This is a genomic window from Pararhizobium sp. IMCC21322, from assembly GCF_030758295.1.
In the GTDB taxonomy this organism is placed as follows: Bacteria; Pseudomonadota; Alphaproteobacteria; order Rhizobiales.
Map to the genome: position 1 here is coordinate 1,613,504 of NZ_CP132335.1, position 15,804 is coordinate 1,629,307.

Consider the following 15,804-nt stretch of genomic DNA (forward strand, 5'->3'; position numbering starts at 1 on the left):
AATGGATAATATTGCAGGAACAAAATCCAGTCTCACCTGGGCTGTACACATCTCGGTGGCTTTGCTGGTTGCATTGTGGCTTTTTCCGACACTTGGGCTTCTGGTCTCGTCATTCAGAACGTCCGACCAGATTGCCACAAGCGGTTGGTGGAAAGCAGGCTTTCCCTCTGAGCAGAACCTGACGCTGCGAACTGCAGATCCTGATACGCAGGAGCAGGAAGGCGATGTCTTTGTTATCGAAGGCAATCTGTTCGAAGAACCGGGCGCCGCCGAAATTTCGGTTTTTGGCGTCTCGTCCCGCGAAATCAGCACCTACAATGCCGGGGATACGGCGGAACTGAGGGACGGTTCCACAGTAACCGTGCAAAGCAATGGCGACTATCGTCAGGAAAGCACGGAAGAACTGACCGGGAGCCGTGGTAGCCGAATTTTTGTGACGGCGACAACGCCGCCGGAATTCACCCTGAGAAACTATCAGAACGTCTTGTTTGATCCCTCAAACAGGGAGGGCATGGCAAAAGCGTTTTTCAATACGCTGACGGTGACAATTCCGGCCACCATCATACCCATCCTGGTCGCAGCCTTTGCCGCTTACGCGTTGGCATGGATGGATTTTCCAGGTCGTGCTCTGCTGATTGCCGTTGTGGTCGGTTTGCTGGTCGTGCCTTTGCAACTGGCGCTGATACCGCTTCTTAAATTTCACAATGAAATTGGTATTGGAAAGGGGTATCTGGGTGCCTGGATGGCCCATACCGGCTTCGGACTTCCTTTGGCGATTTATCTGTTACGAAATTACATGGTTGGATTACCTCGGGATATCATTGAAAATGCCAAGGTTGACGGTGCAACGGATTTCCAGATTTTCGTAAAAATCATCTTGCCGCTCAGCTTCCCGGCATTGGCCTCCTTCGCCATATTCCAGTTCCTTTGGACATGGAATGATCTGTTGGTGGCTCTGGTGTTTCTGATCGATTCAACCGGCGATACGACCGTCATGACCAAGCAGATTGTTGAATTGCTCGGCACACGTGGCGGCAATTGGGAAATCCTAGCGACATCCGCCTTCGTCTCAATTGCAGTGCCATTGCTGGTGTTCTTTGCCATGCAGAAATATCTCGTGCGCGGCCTGTTGGCCGGGTCGGTAAAGTAGGGCTCACAATTATGAACGCTATGGTCAATTTGGTGCCCAATCAGCTTCCGGCTGTTGATAAGGATTGGTGGCGCGGCGCGGTGGTCTATCAGATCTATCCGCGCAGCTTCCAGGACAGCAATGGTGATGGCATTGGCGATTTGCTGGGCATCTTGCAGCGTCTGCCCTACATCGCCTCATTGGGTGTGGATGCCATCTGGATATCACCATTCTTCACCTCGCCCATGAAGGATTTTGGCTACGACGTCAGTGATTACTGCGATGTGGATCCGCTGTTTGGATCGCTGGCGGATTTTGATGCCGTGGTTGATGAAGCGCACAGGCTGGGCGTTCGCGTCATGATCGATCTGGTTCTCAGTCACACCTCAGACCAGCATCCATGGTTCGTGGAAAGCCGTGCTGATCGGACCAATCCCAAAGCCGACTGGTTTGTGTGGGCTGACCCGCAGCCCGATGGCACTGCGCCGAACAACTGGTTGTCGATTTTCGGCGGGCCTGCCTGGCATTGGGATGCACGCCGCGAACAGTATTATCTGCATAATTTTCTGATGTCTCAGCCGGATTTGAACTTTCACAATTCTGACGTTCAGGATGCGCTTCTGGATGTCACCCGCTTCTGGCTGGAGCGCAAGGTGGATGGCTTTCGCCTGGATACGATCAATTTCTACTTTGCTGACAAGGAATTGCGTTCGAACCCGCCTTTGCCGCCGGAACAACGCAATTCGAACATTGCGCCATCTGTGAATCCCTATAATCATCAGGAACATATCTATTCCAAGAACCAGCCGGAAAATCTGGCGTTTCTGGAACGCTTCCGCGCTGTCCTGGATGACTATCCGGCGACGACCTCTCTGGGTGAAGTGGGTGATGCGCAATTGGGGCTCGATATACTGGGCCAGTATACCAGCGGTAATGAGCATGTTCACATGTGCTACGCCTTTGAGTTTCTGGCACAGGAGAGACTGACTGCTGCTCGCATAGCCGAGGTGTTTGCCAAGCTCGATGACGTGGCAAAAGATGGCTGGGCCTGCTGGGCATTTTCCAATCATGACGTGAAGCGTCACAGCTCGCGCTGGGACTTGCCGCCGGCAGCACTACGTCTTTACGCAACCATGATGATGTGCCTGCGCGGATCGGTTTGTCTTTATCAGGGCGAGGAACTGGGCTTTCCGGAAGCCGATGTCGCCTTTGAAGATTTGCAGGACCCGTATGGCATTGAGTTCTGGCCCGAATATAAAGGGCGGGACGGTTGCAGGACACCGATGACCTGGGACAAATCCAATTTGAATGCAGGCGCGTCAGAAGGCAAAACCTGGCTGCCCGTTGCCTCCGCACATCTGGCACTTTGCGTGGAGCGGCAAGAAGAAGATCCAACATCATTGCTGCATCACTACCGCAAGGCCATCGCCTTTCGTCAGGCGCATCTTTCTTTGACCAAGGGAGCAGATAATGGCGTCCACAGCGAGGGCGACATTGTCTATTTTGTGCGCAGTTTTGGTAGCGAGCAGATTTTCTGTGCCTTCAACCTGAGTGACTCGCCATCAGCGCTGGATATGCCATCAGGCAAGTGGCTTCAGACCGGAGCCGAACTTGGCAGCGCCAATGTATCGCTAGATGGGAAATTACATTTGGGGCCGTGGCAACCATGTCTGGCACTCAAGACAAAAGCATAAACGGGGAGAGAACATATGGCCGACCTGAAACTGATAGACGTTGCAAAGACATATGGTGGGACCGTAGAAGTCCTGAAACACATCGATCTTGATATCAAGACCGGTGAATTGATTGTTTTTGTCGGCCCGTCGGGTTGCGGCAAATCCACCCTGCTGCGGATGATCGCCGGGCTGGAGAAAATCAGTGGTGGCGAATTCTACATTGACGGTGAGTTGATGAATGATGTGCCGCCCGCCCAGCGCGGCATTGCGATGGTGTTCCAGTCTTATGCGCTGTATCCGCACATGACGGTTCGCGACAACATGTCCTTTGCTCTGAAACTGGCCAAGAAAACTCCCGAAGAAATCAAAACTGCAGTGGATAAGGCGGCTGATACGCTGCAATTGACAGAGTATCTGGACCGGTTGCCCAAAGCCTTGTCTGGCGGCCAGCGCCAGCGTGTTGCCATTGGCCGCTCAATTGTCCGCGATCCAAAAGTCTATTTGTTTGATGAGCCGCTCTCCAATCTGGATGCTGCGCTTAGGGTGGCCACACGCATCGAGATTGCCCAATTGAAGGAATCCATGCCCAATTCCACCATGGTCTACGTGACCCACGATCAGGTCGAGGCGATGACACTTGCCACCCGCATCGTGGTTCTGGCCAATAAGGGCATTGCACAAGTGGGCAGCCCGCTTGAGTTGTACGAAAAACCTGAAAACGAGTTTGTCGCCCAGTTTATCGGCTCTCCTGCCATGAACCTTTTGGCTGGCGAAGTTGTTTCCACGGGTGCCCAGACCGGTGTTGTTCTGACCGAAGGCAAAGGCACCATCATGGCGGATATTCCGACCCAGGCCACAGATGTTGGGCTGAAAGTCAATGTCGGGATCAGGCCTGAAGACATGGCACTCACCGACGGTGAGAATTATGCCTATGAAGCCAAAGTGGAAATCAGCGAAGCGCTTGGCGAAGTGACTCAGGTCTATTTTGCAAAGACCGATCCCTCCCACGATCCGGTCATAGCAAAACTCCCCGGCATTCACCGCGACGTGCGCGGCAACCTTCTGCGCATGACAGCAGACCCGTCAAAGCTGCACCTGTTCAGCAATGGCATGTCATTGCTGTATCGTTGATTTTTGGGCTTTGAGCTGGTGAGACGGACTTAGCCGGGAAACGGCTAAGTCCGCGTCTGGTCTACTGCTTCCAATGCGCTTCATATAAGAATTGGCGCCGGACTGACTTCCCAGACTTATTGCCTATCAAAGAGTGGCTGCAAATTTGGCGATCGCCTGTTGGTAGGCCGAAGACGCATTCCATTCTTTCAGCACTCTGAAATTATGTGTTCCCTGGCCGAAGGGTTGGCCAGCACGCCATCCGTGAGCGCGCAGGTAATTGGCTGTTGACGCCATTACATCCGGGACGGAACGGATAAGATCCCGCCGACCGTCGCGATCAAAATCAACGCCAAATTTTATATAGTTCTTGGCCATGAACTGGGTCTGACCAATTTCGCCATGACGCGCGCCGCGCATCTGCTTTTTATCTATCCAACCCTTGTCGATGATCATCAGCGCAGCCATCAGATTTGGTTTGAAAAAGCCGGACCGTCGGCAGTCATGTGTTAGCGAGGCCAGTGATGTGACAATGTCATGCTTTCCGGTAAAGCCGCCAAAGCCTGTTTCCATGCCCCAGATTGTCACAAGGATTTCTTTGGGCACGCCGTATTTTTTCTCAACCTGGTTCAGCAGTCTTGCATAGCTTTTCAGCCGTTTGCGCGTTGGATTGAGCAGGCCTTTGGTTTTCTTGGCATAAAAGCTTGAAAAATTTGTTTTTGCGCGCTTGAAGCTGCGGTTGACGCTGCGGTCATACTTGATGACCCCCGGTGAATACTTAGTGGCAGCCAAAGCCGCCAGACCCCGGCGCCCGATGCCCGCAGCCTTTGCTTCCTTGGTGAAGTCACGTTTGAAAGCATCAAATCCTGATCCATTATTACTGCATTTAGCAGCCATGGCGGAGCCTGAGACAAGCGCAAATGTAACTGCACCAACGATAATTCCAAAATTTCTGCGCATACAAGCCTCGTTAAAACATGGATCCGATTGTCGGATTTCAAAATGAAAGCGTCGGCATCATAGATACACCACATCGCTTTCCGGCAAAAGAGGGCCAAAATCCGGCGATTCTGTGTTTAACAGCTCGCTATTGCGAATTGGTAAAGCAGGTTGTAGCGGCGGGCGAGGATTGTTCTGCCACCGCCGCGCCAGCTTTTGCTTAAATTCCGGTCCAGATCGTCCTGATGTCTGGCCAGGCTTCTTCACCCACCTGGCGGGAACGTTCCGCCGCTGCGGATGGAATGAGATCACCAATCGCGGTTTTGTAGCTTGGCCGTGCCTGATTGGCACGCAGCCATGGATCAATCGCGGGGTAGCGTTCGGTCCACAGTCTGGACAGGCTAAGCCGGTCCAGACGATCCACATAGGCGATCACCGCAATATCTGACAAGCCGTATTGACCGGCGGTCAGCCAGTCCGCGCTCTCCAGTGTTGCGGACATGTCATCGAACATACGCTTCAGCGTGAACAGGGCACCTGCAACGTAAGGAGAGTTCACACCATTGGTATACAGATCAATGCGCTTTGACCGGATTTGCGGGTTCGGGAATTTCGCAATACGCGCTTTCACTTCTTCAGGCGTACTGTCACGCAACTGGTTTTGGCGCATCAATGTTGCAAATGTTATGGAGTTGATGGCAGCATGAATATCAATTGCACGTGTCAGCCACAGATGCATAGCCGCCTGATCTTTTAGGGCTGTCGGGGCCAGTGGATTGTGTTCGGACAGTTGATCCAGATATTCGGCAATCACACTGGATTCCCGTAAAACAATATCGCCATCAACCAAAGTTGGAACGACACCTTCCGGGTTTAGTTTCATGTATTCAGCAGTCGATTGCTCACCCTTGGCAAGATCAAGATGAACGCTTTCCCACGTCAATTCTTTTTCCGCGAGCGTGACGCGTACCTTTTGCGAACAGACGCTATTATTGTTGTGATAGAGTTTCATTGCTTGGTCCTCCATTTGAAATCTGCGCCGTGCCTAGCACAATTGACAATTGGGGAAAAGCCACGATACGATACAAGTGTACCGCAAGGCAGGTCACTCATGGTCAGGGGAACATGGGGCGGGAACCGATGCTCTGGTACAATGGAGGAGAATTATGTTGCAAAATCCGGTCGTGAAAATTGCTTTGGCTGTTGCCATCAGCGCCGCATCCATCTCTGCGGTTTCGGCGCAGAAGCTGAAAGTATCCAGCTTTCTGCCGCCCAATCACACATTCCACAAAATGCTGAAATTGTGGTCAGATGAAATGAGCGAAAAATCCAACGGCGAAATGTCTTTGGAAGTCTTTACATCTGGCCAGCTTGGCCCACCCCCGCGCCAGTTTGAATTGGTTGCTGCTGGTGCTGCTGATCTGTCGATCATCCTGCACGGCGCAACACCTGGTCGCTTTCCAATGACAGAGCTGGCTGGATTGCCGCTCAGCCATCCCTCTGCCGGTGATTTGAGTGCCATTACATCGCGGCGCCTGACAGAGCTTGCGCCAGAATATCTGGCGGAGGAACACGCCGGAACCAAAATTATGTGGATGGCCGTCACACCGCCTTTGAAAATTCACTCGGCAAAAGCCGATCTGAGCAAACTGGAAAACATCAAAGGTCAACGCATTCGGTATGCCGGTGCCATCTGGCAGCAGGTTGTCGAGAAACTTGAGGCTGTTCCCTTGAGAATTCCACCGGCGCAGTCTGCGGACAGCATTTCAAAAGGCGTCGCTGATGCAGCTTCATTCCCGTTTGAAGCAACAAAAGCGTTCGATATGGCGCCCCTCATCAAATATTCGCTGGAGCCAGGCATTGCCTCGGCAACCTTTGCAGTGGTGATGAACGAAAACACCTACAACAGCCTCAGCCCTGAAATGAAAAAGATCATTGATGACACCACTGGTCCTGATCGGGGCGAAGCATTTGGCAAAATGTGGGATGATGGTGAAGCCGAAGCGCGTCAATATATGGCCGATGGCGGCGTGAACATTGTTCAATTGTCAGACGCTGAGCGGGCCACACTGGAAAGCATTGTTGCGCCAATCAGCGACAGTTTCATCGGTGCTGTGAATGAGGCCGGAAAACCCGGCAGTGACTTTGTAGCAGCCTACACAAAATAGAAATGTAGCAAGGCCGGGCATTCATGAACTGGATGTCCGGCTTTTGCCTTGATCCGTGCCATCGGCGTTCGCGCCCTGGCTGCAAACAGGGATAGCCCTATGCCGCATAACGGCCAAGTTCGGCGAGTTTTGCATTCCATTTTCGAACTGCAGTTGAAGCTGTCAATGCTTGCGCTAGTCGCGATGATGCTCATCATCGTCGCAGATGTTTTCATGAGATATGCATTTAACGCACCTATCCCGGGGACCTATGATCTTGTTGGCATATTGCTTGCGATCATGGTCTTCTTCGGCCTGGCAAAAGTGATTTCGGAGCGCGCGGAAATCACCATCGATATTGTGGATAATCTCGTAGCGCCAATTGTCGTGCGTCTGCTGATGATGATTGCAAGTCTTGTGGCATTGGGCGTTCTCCTTTTTGTTTTCTGGTCAATGATTGGCCCGATGATCAGCGCCCAACGCTATGGGGATCGTTCGCTGGAACTCAACCTGCCGGTCTGGCTGACCTGGGCCTTATCTCTAGTGGGTTTGGCAGGGGCAATCCTGGCCGCTTTTATGGCTGCATTTTCGTCAGGAAAATTGACAGCGTCTGACGAGCGGGGCACGGACCTATGAGCATCCCGATTATGGGACTGCTGTCCATAGCAGTGCTATTCGGCTTGCTGCTGTTGCGACAGCCTGTGTGGTTGGCATTGGCGCTATGCGGTATTGTTGGCAATGTGCTTCTGTCCAATGTGAGCGTGGCGAAACTGGTAACTGGCACCAACGCCTTCGACATTGCGTCAGGGTATGGTCTGTCGGTCGTGCCGCTTTTCATTCTGATGGGTGAAATCGCCTCAAAATCAAGATTGTCAGCCGATCTGTTCAAAGCTGCACGCATTGTCCTTTCGGGCGTGCGGGGCGGGCTTTCTGTTGCCACCATCGGGGCTTCTGGTGCCTTTGGTGCCATTTGCGGCTCGTCTATCGCTACCGCCGCTACCATGACCCGTATCGCAATGCCGGAAATGCGCCGTGCGGGTTATGAGGAAGGTTTTGCGGCCTCTTCTGTGGCAACCGGCGGCACGCTGGGCATTCTTATTCCGCCCTCGATCATCCTCGTTATCTACGGATCAATTGCGGAAGTCTCTGTCCCCAAATTATTCGCAGCGTCGCTCATTCCCGGCCTGGTATTGCTGGTCCTGTACTCGGCCATCGCCATGATCATTGCCGCAAGGTCTCCTGAAAAAGCCCCGCTGGACGCGTCGGCCAGTTTGACAGAGCGTCTGAAAGCACTGCGTGAGCCATGGCAGTTCATCATTCTGTTCACGGCAACAATTGGCGGTATCTATCTGGGAGTATTCAGCCCCAACGAGGCTGCCGCTGTCGGTGCGTTCGGCGCAATTGTGCTTGGCTTTGCCACTGGCAATCTGACAGTGCTCCGATTGACGGAAGCCGTGCGCGCATCGGTCATCACGTCCTGCGTCCTGTTTCTCATTGTGATTGGCGCAACCATCTTTGCAAACTTTGTCGTGCAGACAAGGCTGCCGGAATTGCTGCTGTCTTCAGCTCAGGAATTTGGACTTGGCCCCTTCGCAGTGGTCTCCATCATCATCCTGCTTTACATTGTGATGGGCTGTTTTCTGGAGGGGATCGGCATGATGCTGATCACGGTACCTGTCTTCCTGCCAATCATAATCGGCTACGGCTATGATCCGATCTGGTTTGGCGTTCTGGTTGTGGTTGTCGTTGAGCTGGGTCTGATAACGCCGCCCGTTGGCATGAATCTGTTTATCATTCAGGCGCAAATACCAGGGACCAATATTGCGACCCTTTACCGGGGTATTGTCCCTTTTCTGATCGCGCCGCTGATCCTCATTCTGATGTTATTTCTGCTTCCTCAGCTAACGCTCTGGTTGCCATCCATTCTTTATTGAGCGGGACCCGATGCACTCAAAAACAGCCCTTATTTTTGATCAAAAGGCAGACTGGTATGCCCACGAACTTGGTGGCCTGTGTCAGGATTATCAGTTTGTTGCAGCGTCCACCCACGAAGAGGCTGTGTCGCGCGCTGCAAATGCGGACATACTGGTCGGCCTTGCGCCCTACATAAAACCGGATTTGATTGCCGCTATGCCCAATCTGGAATGGGTTCAGGCCCTGACCACAGGTGTTGATAATCTTTTGGCAATGGACACGCTGCCCAAAGATGTTGTGATCACCAATTGCAATGGTTTCCACGGTCCCCAAATGTCGGAACTGACGCTGCTGTTGATGTTGTCGCTTGGGCGCAATTTTCCAACCATGCTGGAAAACCAGAAATCAGCATCCTGGCAAAGATGGCCGCAGCCGCTGCTGGCTGGAAAAACCGCCTGTCTTGTCGGGCTGGGTGCCATTGCAGAAACATTGGCAAAGCGCTGCCTCGCGATGGAGATGCGCGTGACCGGTGTTTCCAATGGGCGTACCGAACTGGAGGGTTTCGACCGGATTTACAAGCGATCTGACATTGAAAGCGCCGCCGGTGACGCGGATTTCCTCATCGTGATTGTTCCTTATTCAGACGAAACACATAATATCATCAACGCCAGAATCCTCAGCCTCATGAAACAATCAGCCTTTCTGATCAACATTTCCCGCGGCGGCTGCGTCGATGAAGAAGCATTGGTTGATGCTCTGGACGCGGGCCGCATTGCCGGGGCAGGCATGGACGTGTTTGCAACCGAACCGCTGCCGGCAGACAGCCCGCTTTGGCAGCATCCCAAAATCATTGTTACGCCCCATATCGGCGGAATGGCGGATATTTATCATCAGCAGGCTCTGCCGCTTGTCGCCGAAAACCTCAACAAATTCGCCCTGTTCGGGGCCGATGGTTTGACTGGAAAATTTGACCGCTGAAATTTTTGATAATTCTGTAAGGAACTCTCCCATGAAAATGCGCTCTCCCATCACCGATGCAGAACTGCAGCGCCGCTGGAAGGCTGTTGCCAGTGCCATGGAGGCGGACGGTATCGACGCCTTGGTCATGCAAAACACCAGCGATTGGGTTGGCGGTTATGTGCGCTGGTTCAGCGACATTCCCGCAGGCAATGGCTACCCCAGAACCCTCATCTTTTACCGTGATCAGCCGATGACCATTATCGAAATGGGTCCGTTTGATACAGTGCGGGATCTTGGCGGCACGGATGATATCCATCGTGGCGTTGGCCGCGTGGTTCACACACCTTCCTTTACCTCAATCGGTTATACCAACAGATATGATGCTGAATTGCTGGTGAAAGAATTCCAGAACACCAAACCGGCAAAAATCGGCTGGCTGACGCCCGACACACTGCCTTACTCTCTGGTGAACTCGGTGCAGAAAATGCCCAACGCACCGCAGCAGGTCGATGCGACGGATCTGGTTGATACAATCAAAGCCGTCAAAAGCCCGGAAGAAATCGACCTCATCATCCAGACTGCACATCTGCAGGATAAGGTGTTCGCCGAAGTCTGCGATTTCCTGCGTCCAGACGTCCAGGACATTGATGTTGCCAACCATGCACAGGCGGTGGCCCACAGACTTGGCAGCGATCAGGGTATTTTCCTTGGCACATCTTCACCGCTAGGGCGTTCATCGCGGTTTGCAAGCCGGCCGCTTCAAGCCCGTACAATTGAAAAGGGCGATCATTTCTCGCTGCTGATTGAGATTAATGGGCCCGGCGGCCTCTATCTGGAAATCGCCCGCACCATGGTGCTTGGCACGCCAAGTGACCATCTGCTGCAATCATTTGAACACATGAAGAAGGCGCAGGATTACACGCTGTCCCTGATGAAACCCGGCGCCAGCCCTGCTGAAATAGCCGCGGCGCATGATGCCTGGATGATCGATCATGATCTGCCGCCCGAGACACGTCTTTACGCGCATGGTCAGGGTGTCGATATGGTGGAACGCCCGATGATCCGGAAGGATGAAACCATGCCATTGGCTGCCAATATGTGCTTTGCGGTTCATCCCGGATTTGATGATGGCGAAGTCTTTGCTGTGATCTGCGACAATTACATGATCGAAGAAAACGGTGTTGGCGCCTGCCTGCACAAGACGGACAAGAAAATTTTCCAGCTCTGATCGGCGCGCGCAACAAAGCCACAGATTTCAAAGAAGGACGCATAAATGGATCAGTCATCGGGACACCGCAAGATAGCTCTGGAAGAGCATTTCATGATGCCGGAATTTGTCGATTATTGGTCCAGAACGGCGATCAATATCAGCCCGGGATTGTTCGGCAAGGTGCGGAATACGCTGGAGGATTTTGGTGAATTGCGGCTCACCGGCATGGAGCGAAACAACATTGAAAAAGCTGTTCTGTCGCTTGCAGGCCCGGGTGTCCAGGCAGAGACGAATACTGCAACCGCAGTGAAAATGGCAAAGATCTGTAACGAGTATCTGGCAGAACAGATCAGCACGCAGCCGGGCCGCTATGCCGGTTTCGCGCATCTGGCCCTTCAGGACCCGCTTGCAGCAGCTGATGAGTTGGAACGCTGCGTCAAGCAGCTTGGCTTTTGCGGTGCCATGATCAATGGCCAGACCAACGGGGCCTATCTGGATGATGATCGCTTTTCAATTGTCTGGGAACGGGCATCTGATCTTGATGTCCCGATCTACATACACCCCAACAATCCGGCGGATGTCCCCTATATGTACAACAATCATCCCGAGCTCTTTGGCCCCGTATGGTCATGGACAGTGGAAACCGGCAATCACGCATTGCGGATTTTGTTCAGCGGTGTGTTTGACCGCTATCCAAAGGCCAAACTCATTTTGGGTCACATGGGTGAAACACTGCCGTATCAGCTTTGGCGTTTTGACAGCCGATGGCTGATCAGCAATCGCGGCGACATGACGCTGGACATGAAGCCGTCTGACTATTTCAAGCGCAACATTTACGCGACCACTGCAGGTGTCTGTTCAGATGAGCCGCTGCGGTGTGCCATGGACGCGATGGGCCCTGACCGAGTTATGTTTTCGGTCGATTATCCTTTTGAAAAGATAGACGAGGCCGGTGGGTGGATAGACAGCGCAAAGCTCACCGAAGAGGAACGTACCATGGTGTGTTACCAGAACGCCAAGACATTGCTGCGTCTATAGGCTTGCATATAAGGCGTCATGCGGATTTCCTGATAAAGGTTCCCGCGTTCAATTCATTGATGGCCTGCATCAATTCTGCGCGCGTGTTCATGACGATTGGGCCGTGCCAGGCAACCGGCTCCTGAATGGGCGTCCCTGACACCAGCAGAAAGCGGATGCCCGCATCGCCTGCCTGGACTGTGATTTCATCACCTGTCCCAAACAGCACCAGGGATCGGTTGCCGCTCTGGTCCCGGATCAGCAGCTCTTCGCCATTGGCTTCTTTCTCGGTCAAAACCCCGATGGGCTTTGAGGCATCGCGAAAGGTGCCGGAGCCTTCAAAAATATAGGCAAATGCCTTTTGATAGGTGCTGACGGGCAGGGTGCGTTTTTTCCCGGCGGGCACAAACACATCCAGGTAGCGCGGGTCAGCGGCAATACCATCAACCGGTCCTTTACGATCCCAGAATTCGCCGCAGATGATTTTGACTTCTGTCCCGTCATCTTCCTGCAACAGCGGAATTTCGCTGGCATTCACATCCTGATAGCGCGGGTCTGTCATCTTCAGATCACGGGGCAAATTCGCCCACAGTTGAAAGCCATGCATCTGCCCCTTCGCATCACCTTGCGGCATTTCCTGATGCAGGATGCCACGGCCTGCTGTCATCCATTGTACGTCACCGGCACCCAGAGCGCCTGTATTGCCAAGACTGTCGGCATGTTCCACAGAGCCTGAAAGCACGTAGGTAATTGTCTCAATGCCCCGATGCGGATGCCAGGGGAACCCGCGTTCAAAATCTTGCGGCTTGTCATTGCGAAAATCATCAAACAGCAGAAACGGGTCTGCCATATCCGGATCACCAAAACCAAATGCGCGATGTAACTTAACGCCAGCCCCTTCCATTGTGGGTTGGGCTTGCAGAATTTGGTTGACCGGGCGGACAGACATAACAGTGCTCCTGTATTGTTCACGGAAATAGTTTGACACAAATTATCCAGGAAGTGTCGTGAACGATGTGTCTCGTGCTGCTGTACAGAGTGAATTGCCTTCGGCCAAGGAGTTTCCTGAGGGGTTTGAAGTTTATAAAATTTTAGTAAAAGTCTCTATATTAGTGTTAACTTTTTATTATAAATATACGAAGTTGTTGATTACAAATTATGAATAGAAGATAAGGGTGGACATAGAGAGTAGCGGCGGAAATGAGCTTCAAAAGAATCATCAAGAAAATATATATTTAAAAAATGTAATAATTTATGAGAATTAGTTTTAGAATTTAAGAAATAAAGTTGCCACCATTCGCCCATGGTGGCATCGGTTGGGCAGGTTTCTTGCATTTTTAATGAAGGTTGCAATCGTTCGCCCCGAGAGCTGCTTCCATTTTTGAGGCTTGCCCAACTGCTTGCCCAACTCCTTGCCCTGCAGGCTGCTTCATAACCCGACAGACTGCTTCGCAAAAGACGCCGAGAGTGCTCTCGGCGCCCCAGGCAAAATCCTAAAATCCCCAAAATTTGAAATGAATTGAATCGCATTGCAAGGCGATTTTTGATTCGCCTTATTCAAAATAAGTAAATTGGACAATTAAGAATAGAAATTAACATTAACAGTTAGTCTTAACATTAATATAATTAAGAAGTTGTTAAATTTCTGTTGAAAACCTGTCAAATAAGTATTTTTATTGTAGTTTCGGAAAGCATTTTCCAAATTACATTTTAAAAAAGACAAAGTGCTTCCGATTAAAAGTATTGCGTAAATCGGAGAAACATTATGATTAAGTATATATGGGGAGTATCCTCAAGTTTGATCGCCGGTGCGGTCATGGCAACTGCCATGGCAGTAACCCCCGTGCAAGCTCAGCAGGGACCAAGCCAGGAAGTTTGCGAACAGCTTCCTCAGCACATTCGTATTGAATATAATTGTTCAGGATCAGCCTTCCTGGTTGAATCCAACGCAGAAGAGAACGCAGTTGTGGCGGCTACAACAGAGCCGAGCCGCAAACTGGAAAAAGTGAAGCATCACGGACACAAGTACCACAAGGTGAAGAAGCTTAAGAAAAAAATCAACAGACTTACAAATAAAAAGAAAAAAATCAAAAATAGAATAGAAAAACTGAAGGACAAAAAAGATCCTCCAAAGAAAAAAATCAGAAAACTCAAAAATAAAAAAGAGAAAATTTCTGACAAGATAAAGAATAAAAAGAGAAAATTGAATAAAATCACCAAAGGCAAAAAGGGCAAAGGGTCCAAAAGTCGTGCAGGTCGCAAAGGCGGGAAACACCGTGACGGAGAAAAGCGTAGCGGAAAAGACCGAGATTGAAACGACCGTGACGGCCAGGGTAGTGGCAACAATTAGTGCTGAAACCGGAAGTCAGGCAATCAGAATAATCTGATACCCTAAACTCTGGAACACCCAGGTAAATCGCAAAAATGATACGGCATCATGCTCATCACATGGTGCCGTATTTTTTTGGGTTGCGACAGAGTGTCCTGCTTCTTGTGGTGCCAGGTGGCGCATGAATCTCGGGAAACACCAGCTCTTAAAAATTGAAATTTCCACGAATTATCAGATTTCCCGCACTTAATGGTGACCTTTGCTTACCGATCTGGTAACAGACCATCCAATGTGATGCGAAAAGTCGGCTTACTGTGCCGACACGGGCATCTTAATAATATGTCTGAACGGTTTATCCGGTTCAGATCTGTAGAATACTGTAGATAAGGAATCCTATGGCTAAGGAAGAAATCCTTGAGTTTCCCGGTGTGGTCACCGAGTTGCTGCCAAACGCGATGTTCCGCGTGAAGCTGGAAAACGACCATGAAATCATTGCCCATACAGCGGGCCGCATGCGCAAAAACCGTATCCGGGTTCTGGCAGGCGATAAAATTCTTGTGGAAATGACGCCTTACGATTTGACAAAAGGGCGCATTACCTACCGCTTTAAGTAATCAGAATGACGCTTCCGGCGTTGCTGCTTGCGGGTAAATTGTAAACATGGCTGCCAAATCCACTCCCAAATTGGTTCTTGCATCGTCGTCACCAAGGCGGCTTGCTCTGCTACAACAGGTCGGGCTGCAGCCGGATCGTTTGCAGCCGGTAGATTTGGACGAAACACCACGTCGTCGTGAAAGCCCAAGAGCGCTGGCAGCCCGCCTTGCCACCGCAAAGGCAAAAACAGCACGCGAGATGCTTGTGGCCATGGCTAAATCCATGGACGGCAAGGAAAGCGAGTTTGCGGACCTGTCGCCCAAAACAGAACGCTATGACGATGCGTTCGTCCTGGGTGCAGATACGGTTGTTGCTGTCGGTCAACGCATATTGCCCAAAACCGAAACAGTGAATGAAGCTGTCGAGGCGCTGGAACGCCTGTCGGGCCGCGCCCATCGAGTTTACACAGGCGTTGCCTTTGTCACGCCAAGAGGTGGGCTGCGCAAGCGGTTGGTTGAATCCAAAGTCCGCTTTAAAAAGCTGTCACGCATCGAAATTGACGCCTATCTGGCATCTGATGAGTGGCGCGGAAAAGCTGGCGGCTATGCCATCCAGGGTCTGGCCGCAGCCTTTGTGACCAATCTTCAGGGCTCTTATACCAGTGTGGTTGGCTTGCCCCTGTTTGAGACCGTTTCCCTGTTGCAGGGAGAGGGTTTCCCGGTTGTTCTGAACTGGCTGAACCACGAATAATCGCGGCAAGCCGCGTTGCATGACTGTTG

Annotated in this window: 15 protein-coding genes; 12 read left to right on the plus strand and 3 right to left on the minus strand. The window is 51.6% G+C overall.

Going from position 1 to position 15,804, the window contains the following annotated elements:
* The first annotated feature begins 1 nt into the window (after position 1).
* Genes RAL91_RS07805 through RAL91_RS07815 form a run of 3 tightly spaced genes read left to right on the plus strand, consistent with a single transcriptional unit; the run spans position 2 to position 3,936 of the window.
* On the plus strand, positions 2-1,150 hold the full coding sequence (locus RAL91_RS07805) for a carbohydrate ABC transporter permease (RefSeq protein ID WP_306261152.1): 1,149 nt from the start codon (positions 2-4) through the stop codon (positions 1,148-1,150).
* A gap of 11 nt (positions 1,151-1,161) precedes the next feature.
* Complete coding sequence (locus tag RAL91_RS07810) at positions 1,162-2,823, plus strand: alpha-amylase family glycosyl hydrolase (protein WP_371932497.1); 1,662 nt, start codon at positions 1,162-1,164, stop codon at positions 2,821-2,823.
* Between the two features lie 15 nt (positions 2,824-2,838).
* Positions 2,839-3,936 (plus strand): ABC transporter ATP-binding protein, encoded by a 1,098-nt coding sequence (locus RAL91_RS07815; RefSeq protein ID WP_306261153.1) that lies wholly within the window; start codon positions 2,839-2,841, stop codon positions 3,934-3,936.
* Positions 3,937-4,062: 126 nt separating this feature from the next.
* Here RAL91_RS07815 and RAL91_RS07820 read toward each other — a convergent pair whose 3' ends face one another.
* On the minus strand, positions 4,063-4,875 hold the full coding sequence (locus RAL91_RS07820; RefSeq protein WP_306261155.1) for a lytic transglycosylase domain-containing protein: 813 nt from the start codon (positions 4,873-4,875) through the stop codon (positions 4,063-4,065).
* A gap of 199 nt (positions 4,876-5,074) precedes the next feature.
* The gene (locus tag RAL91_RS07825; RefSeq protein ID WP_306261156.1) at positions 5,075-5,866 is read right to left on the minus strand and encodes a glutathione S-transferase family protein; all 792 of its coding nucleotides are present in this window, start codon (positions 5,864-5,866) and stop codon (positions 5,075-5,077) included.
* A 154-nt stretch (positions 5,867-6,020) separates the two neighbouring features.
* On the opposite strand from RAL91_RS07825, the gene RAL91_RS07830 reads away from it, so the two are divergent.
* The 6 genes from RAL91_RS07830 (at position 6,021) to RAL91_RS07855 (ending at position 12,123) form a co-directional block, all read left to right on the plus strand.
* Entirely contained in the window at positions 6,021-7,022 is a 1,002-nt protein-coding gene (locus tag RAL91_RS07830) for a TRAP transporter substrate-binding protein (RefSeq protein WP_306261157.1), read from the plus strand.
* A gap of 165 nt (positions 7,023-7,187) precedes the next feature.
* Positions 7,188-7,637, plus strand: a complete 450-nt coding sequence (locus RAL91_RS07835) for a TRAP transporter small permease (protein ID WP_306261159.1) — start codon at positions 7,188-7,190, stop codon at positions 7,635-7,637.
* Entirely contained in the window at positions 7,634-8,935 is a 1,302-nt protein-coding gene (locus tag RAL91_RS07840) for a TRAP transporter large permease (RefSeq protein ID WP_306261161.1), read from the plus strand. Before RAL91_RS07835 ends, RAL91_RS07840 begins: the two co-directional genes overlap by 4 nt.
* A 10-nt stretch (positions 8,936-8,945) precedes the next feature.
* Positions 8,946-9,893, plus strand: coding sequence for a D-2-hydroxyacid dehydrogenase (locus tag RAL91_RS07845; protein WP_306261163.1), 948 nt, complete (start codon positions 8,946-8,948; stop codon positions 9,891-9,893).
* A gap of 31 nt (positions 9,894-9,924) precedes the next feature.
* Entirely contained in the window at positions 9,925-11,103 is a 1,179-nt protein-coding gene (locus tag RAL91_RS07850; protein ID WP_306261165.1) for a Xaa-Pro peptidase family protein, read from the plus strand.
* Between the two features lie 45 nt (positions 11,104-11,148).
* On the plus strand, positions 11,149-12,123 hold the full coding sequence (locus tag RAL91_RS07855; RefSeq protein WP_306261168.1) for an amidohydrolase family protein: 975 nt from the start codon (positions 11,149-11,151) through the stop codon (positions 12,121-12,123).
* 16 nt (positions 12,124-12,139) lie between these two features.
* On the opposite strand, the gene RAL91_RS07860 is transcribed toward RAL91_RS07855, so the two are convergent.
* Positions 12,140-13,051 (minus strand): pirin family protein, encoded by a 912-nt coding sequence (locus tag RAL91_RS07860; RefSeq protein ID WP_306261170.1) that lies wholly within the window; start codon positions 13,049-13,051, stop codon positions 12,140-12,142.
* 816 nt (positions 13,052-13,867) lie between these two features.
* Between RAL91_RS07860 and RAL91_RS07865 the strand changes: the two genes are divergently transcribed.
* From RAL91_RS07865 to RAL91_RS07875, 3 genes are all read left to right on the plus strand, one after another.
* Entirely contained in the window at positions 13,868-14,416 is a 549-nt protein-coding gene (locus RAL91_RS07865) for a hypothetical protein (protein WP_306261172.1), read from the plus strand.
* Positions 14,417-14,826: 410 nt separating this feature from the next.
* Positions 14,827-15,045 (plus strand): translation initiation factor IF-1, encoded by a 219-nt coding sequence (infA, locus tag RAL91_RS07870; protein WP_306261174.1) that lies wholly within the window; start codon positions 14,827-14,829, stop codon positions 15,043-15,045.
* A gap of 46 nt (positions 15,046-15,091) precedes the next feature.
* Positions 15,092-15,775 carry a Maf family nucleotide pyrophosphatase gene (locus RAL91_RS07875; RefSeq protein ID WP_306261176.1) on the plus strand — a complete coding sequence of 228 codons (684 nt, stop codon included), beginning with the start codon at positions 15,092-15,094 and terminating at the stop codon, positions 15,773-15,775.
* Positions 15,776-15,804 lie beyond the last annotated feature (29 nt).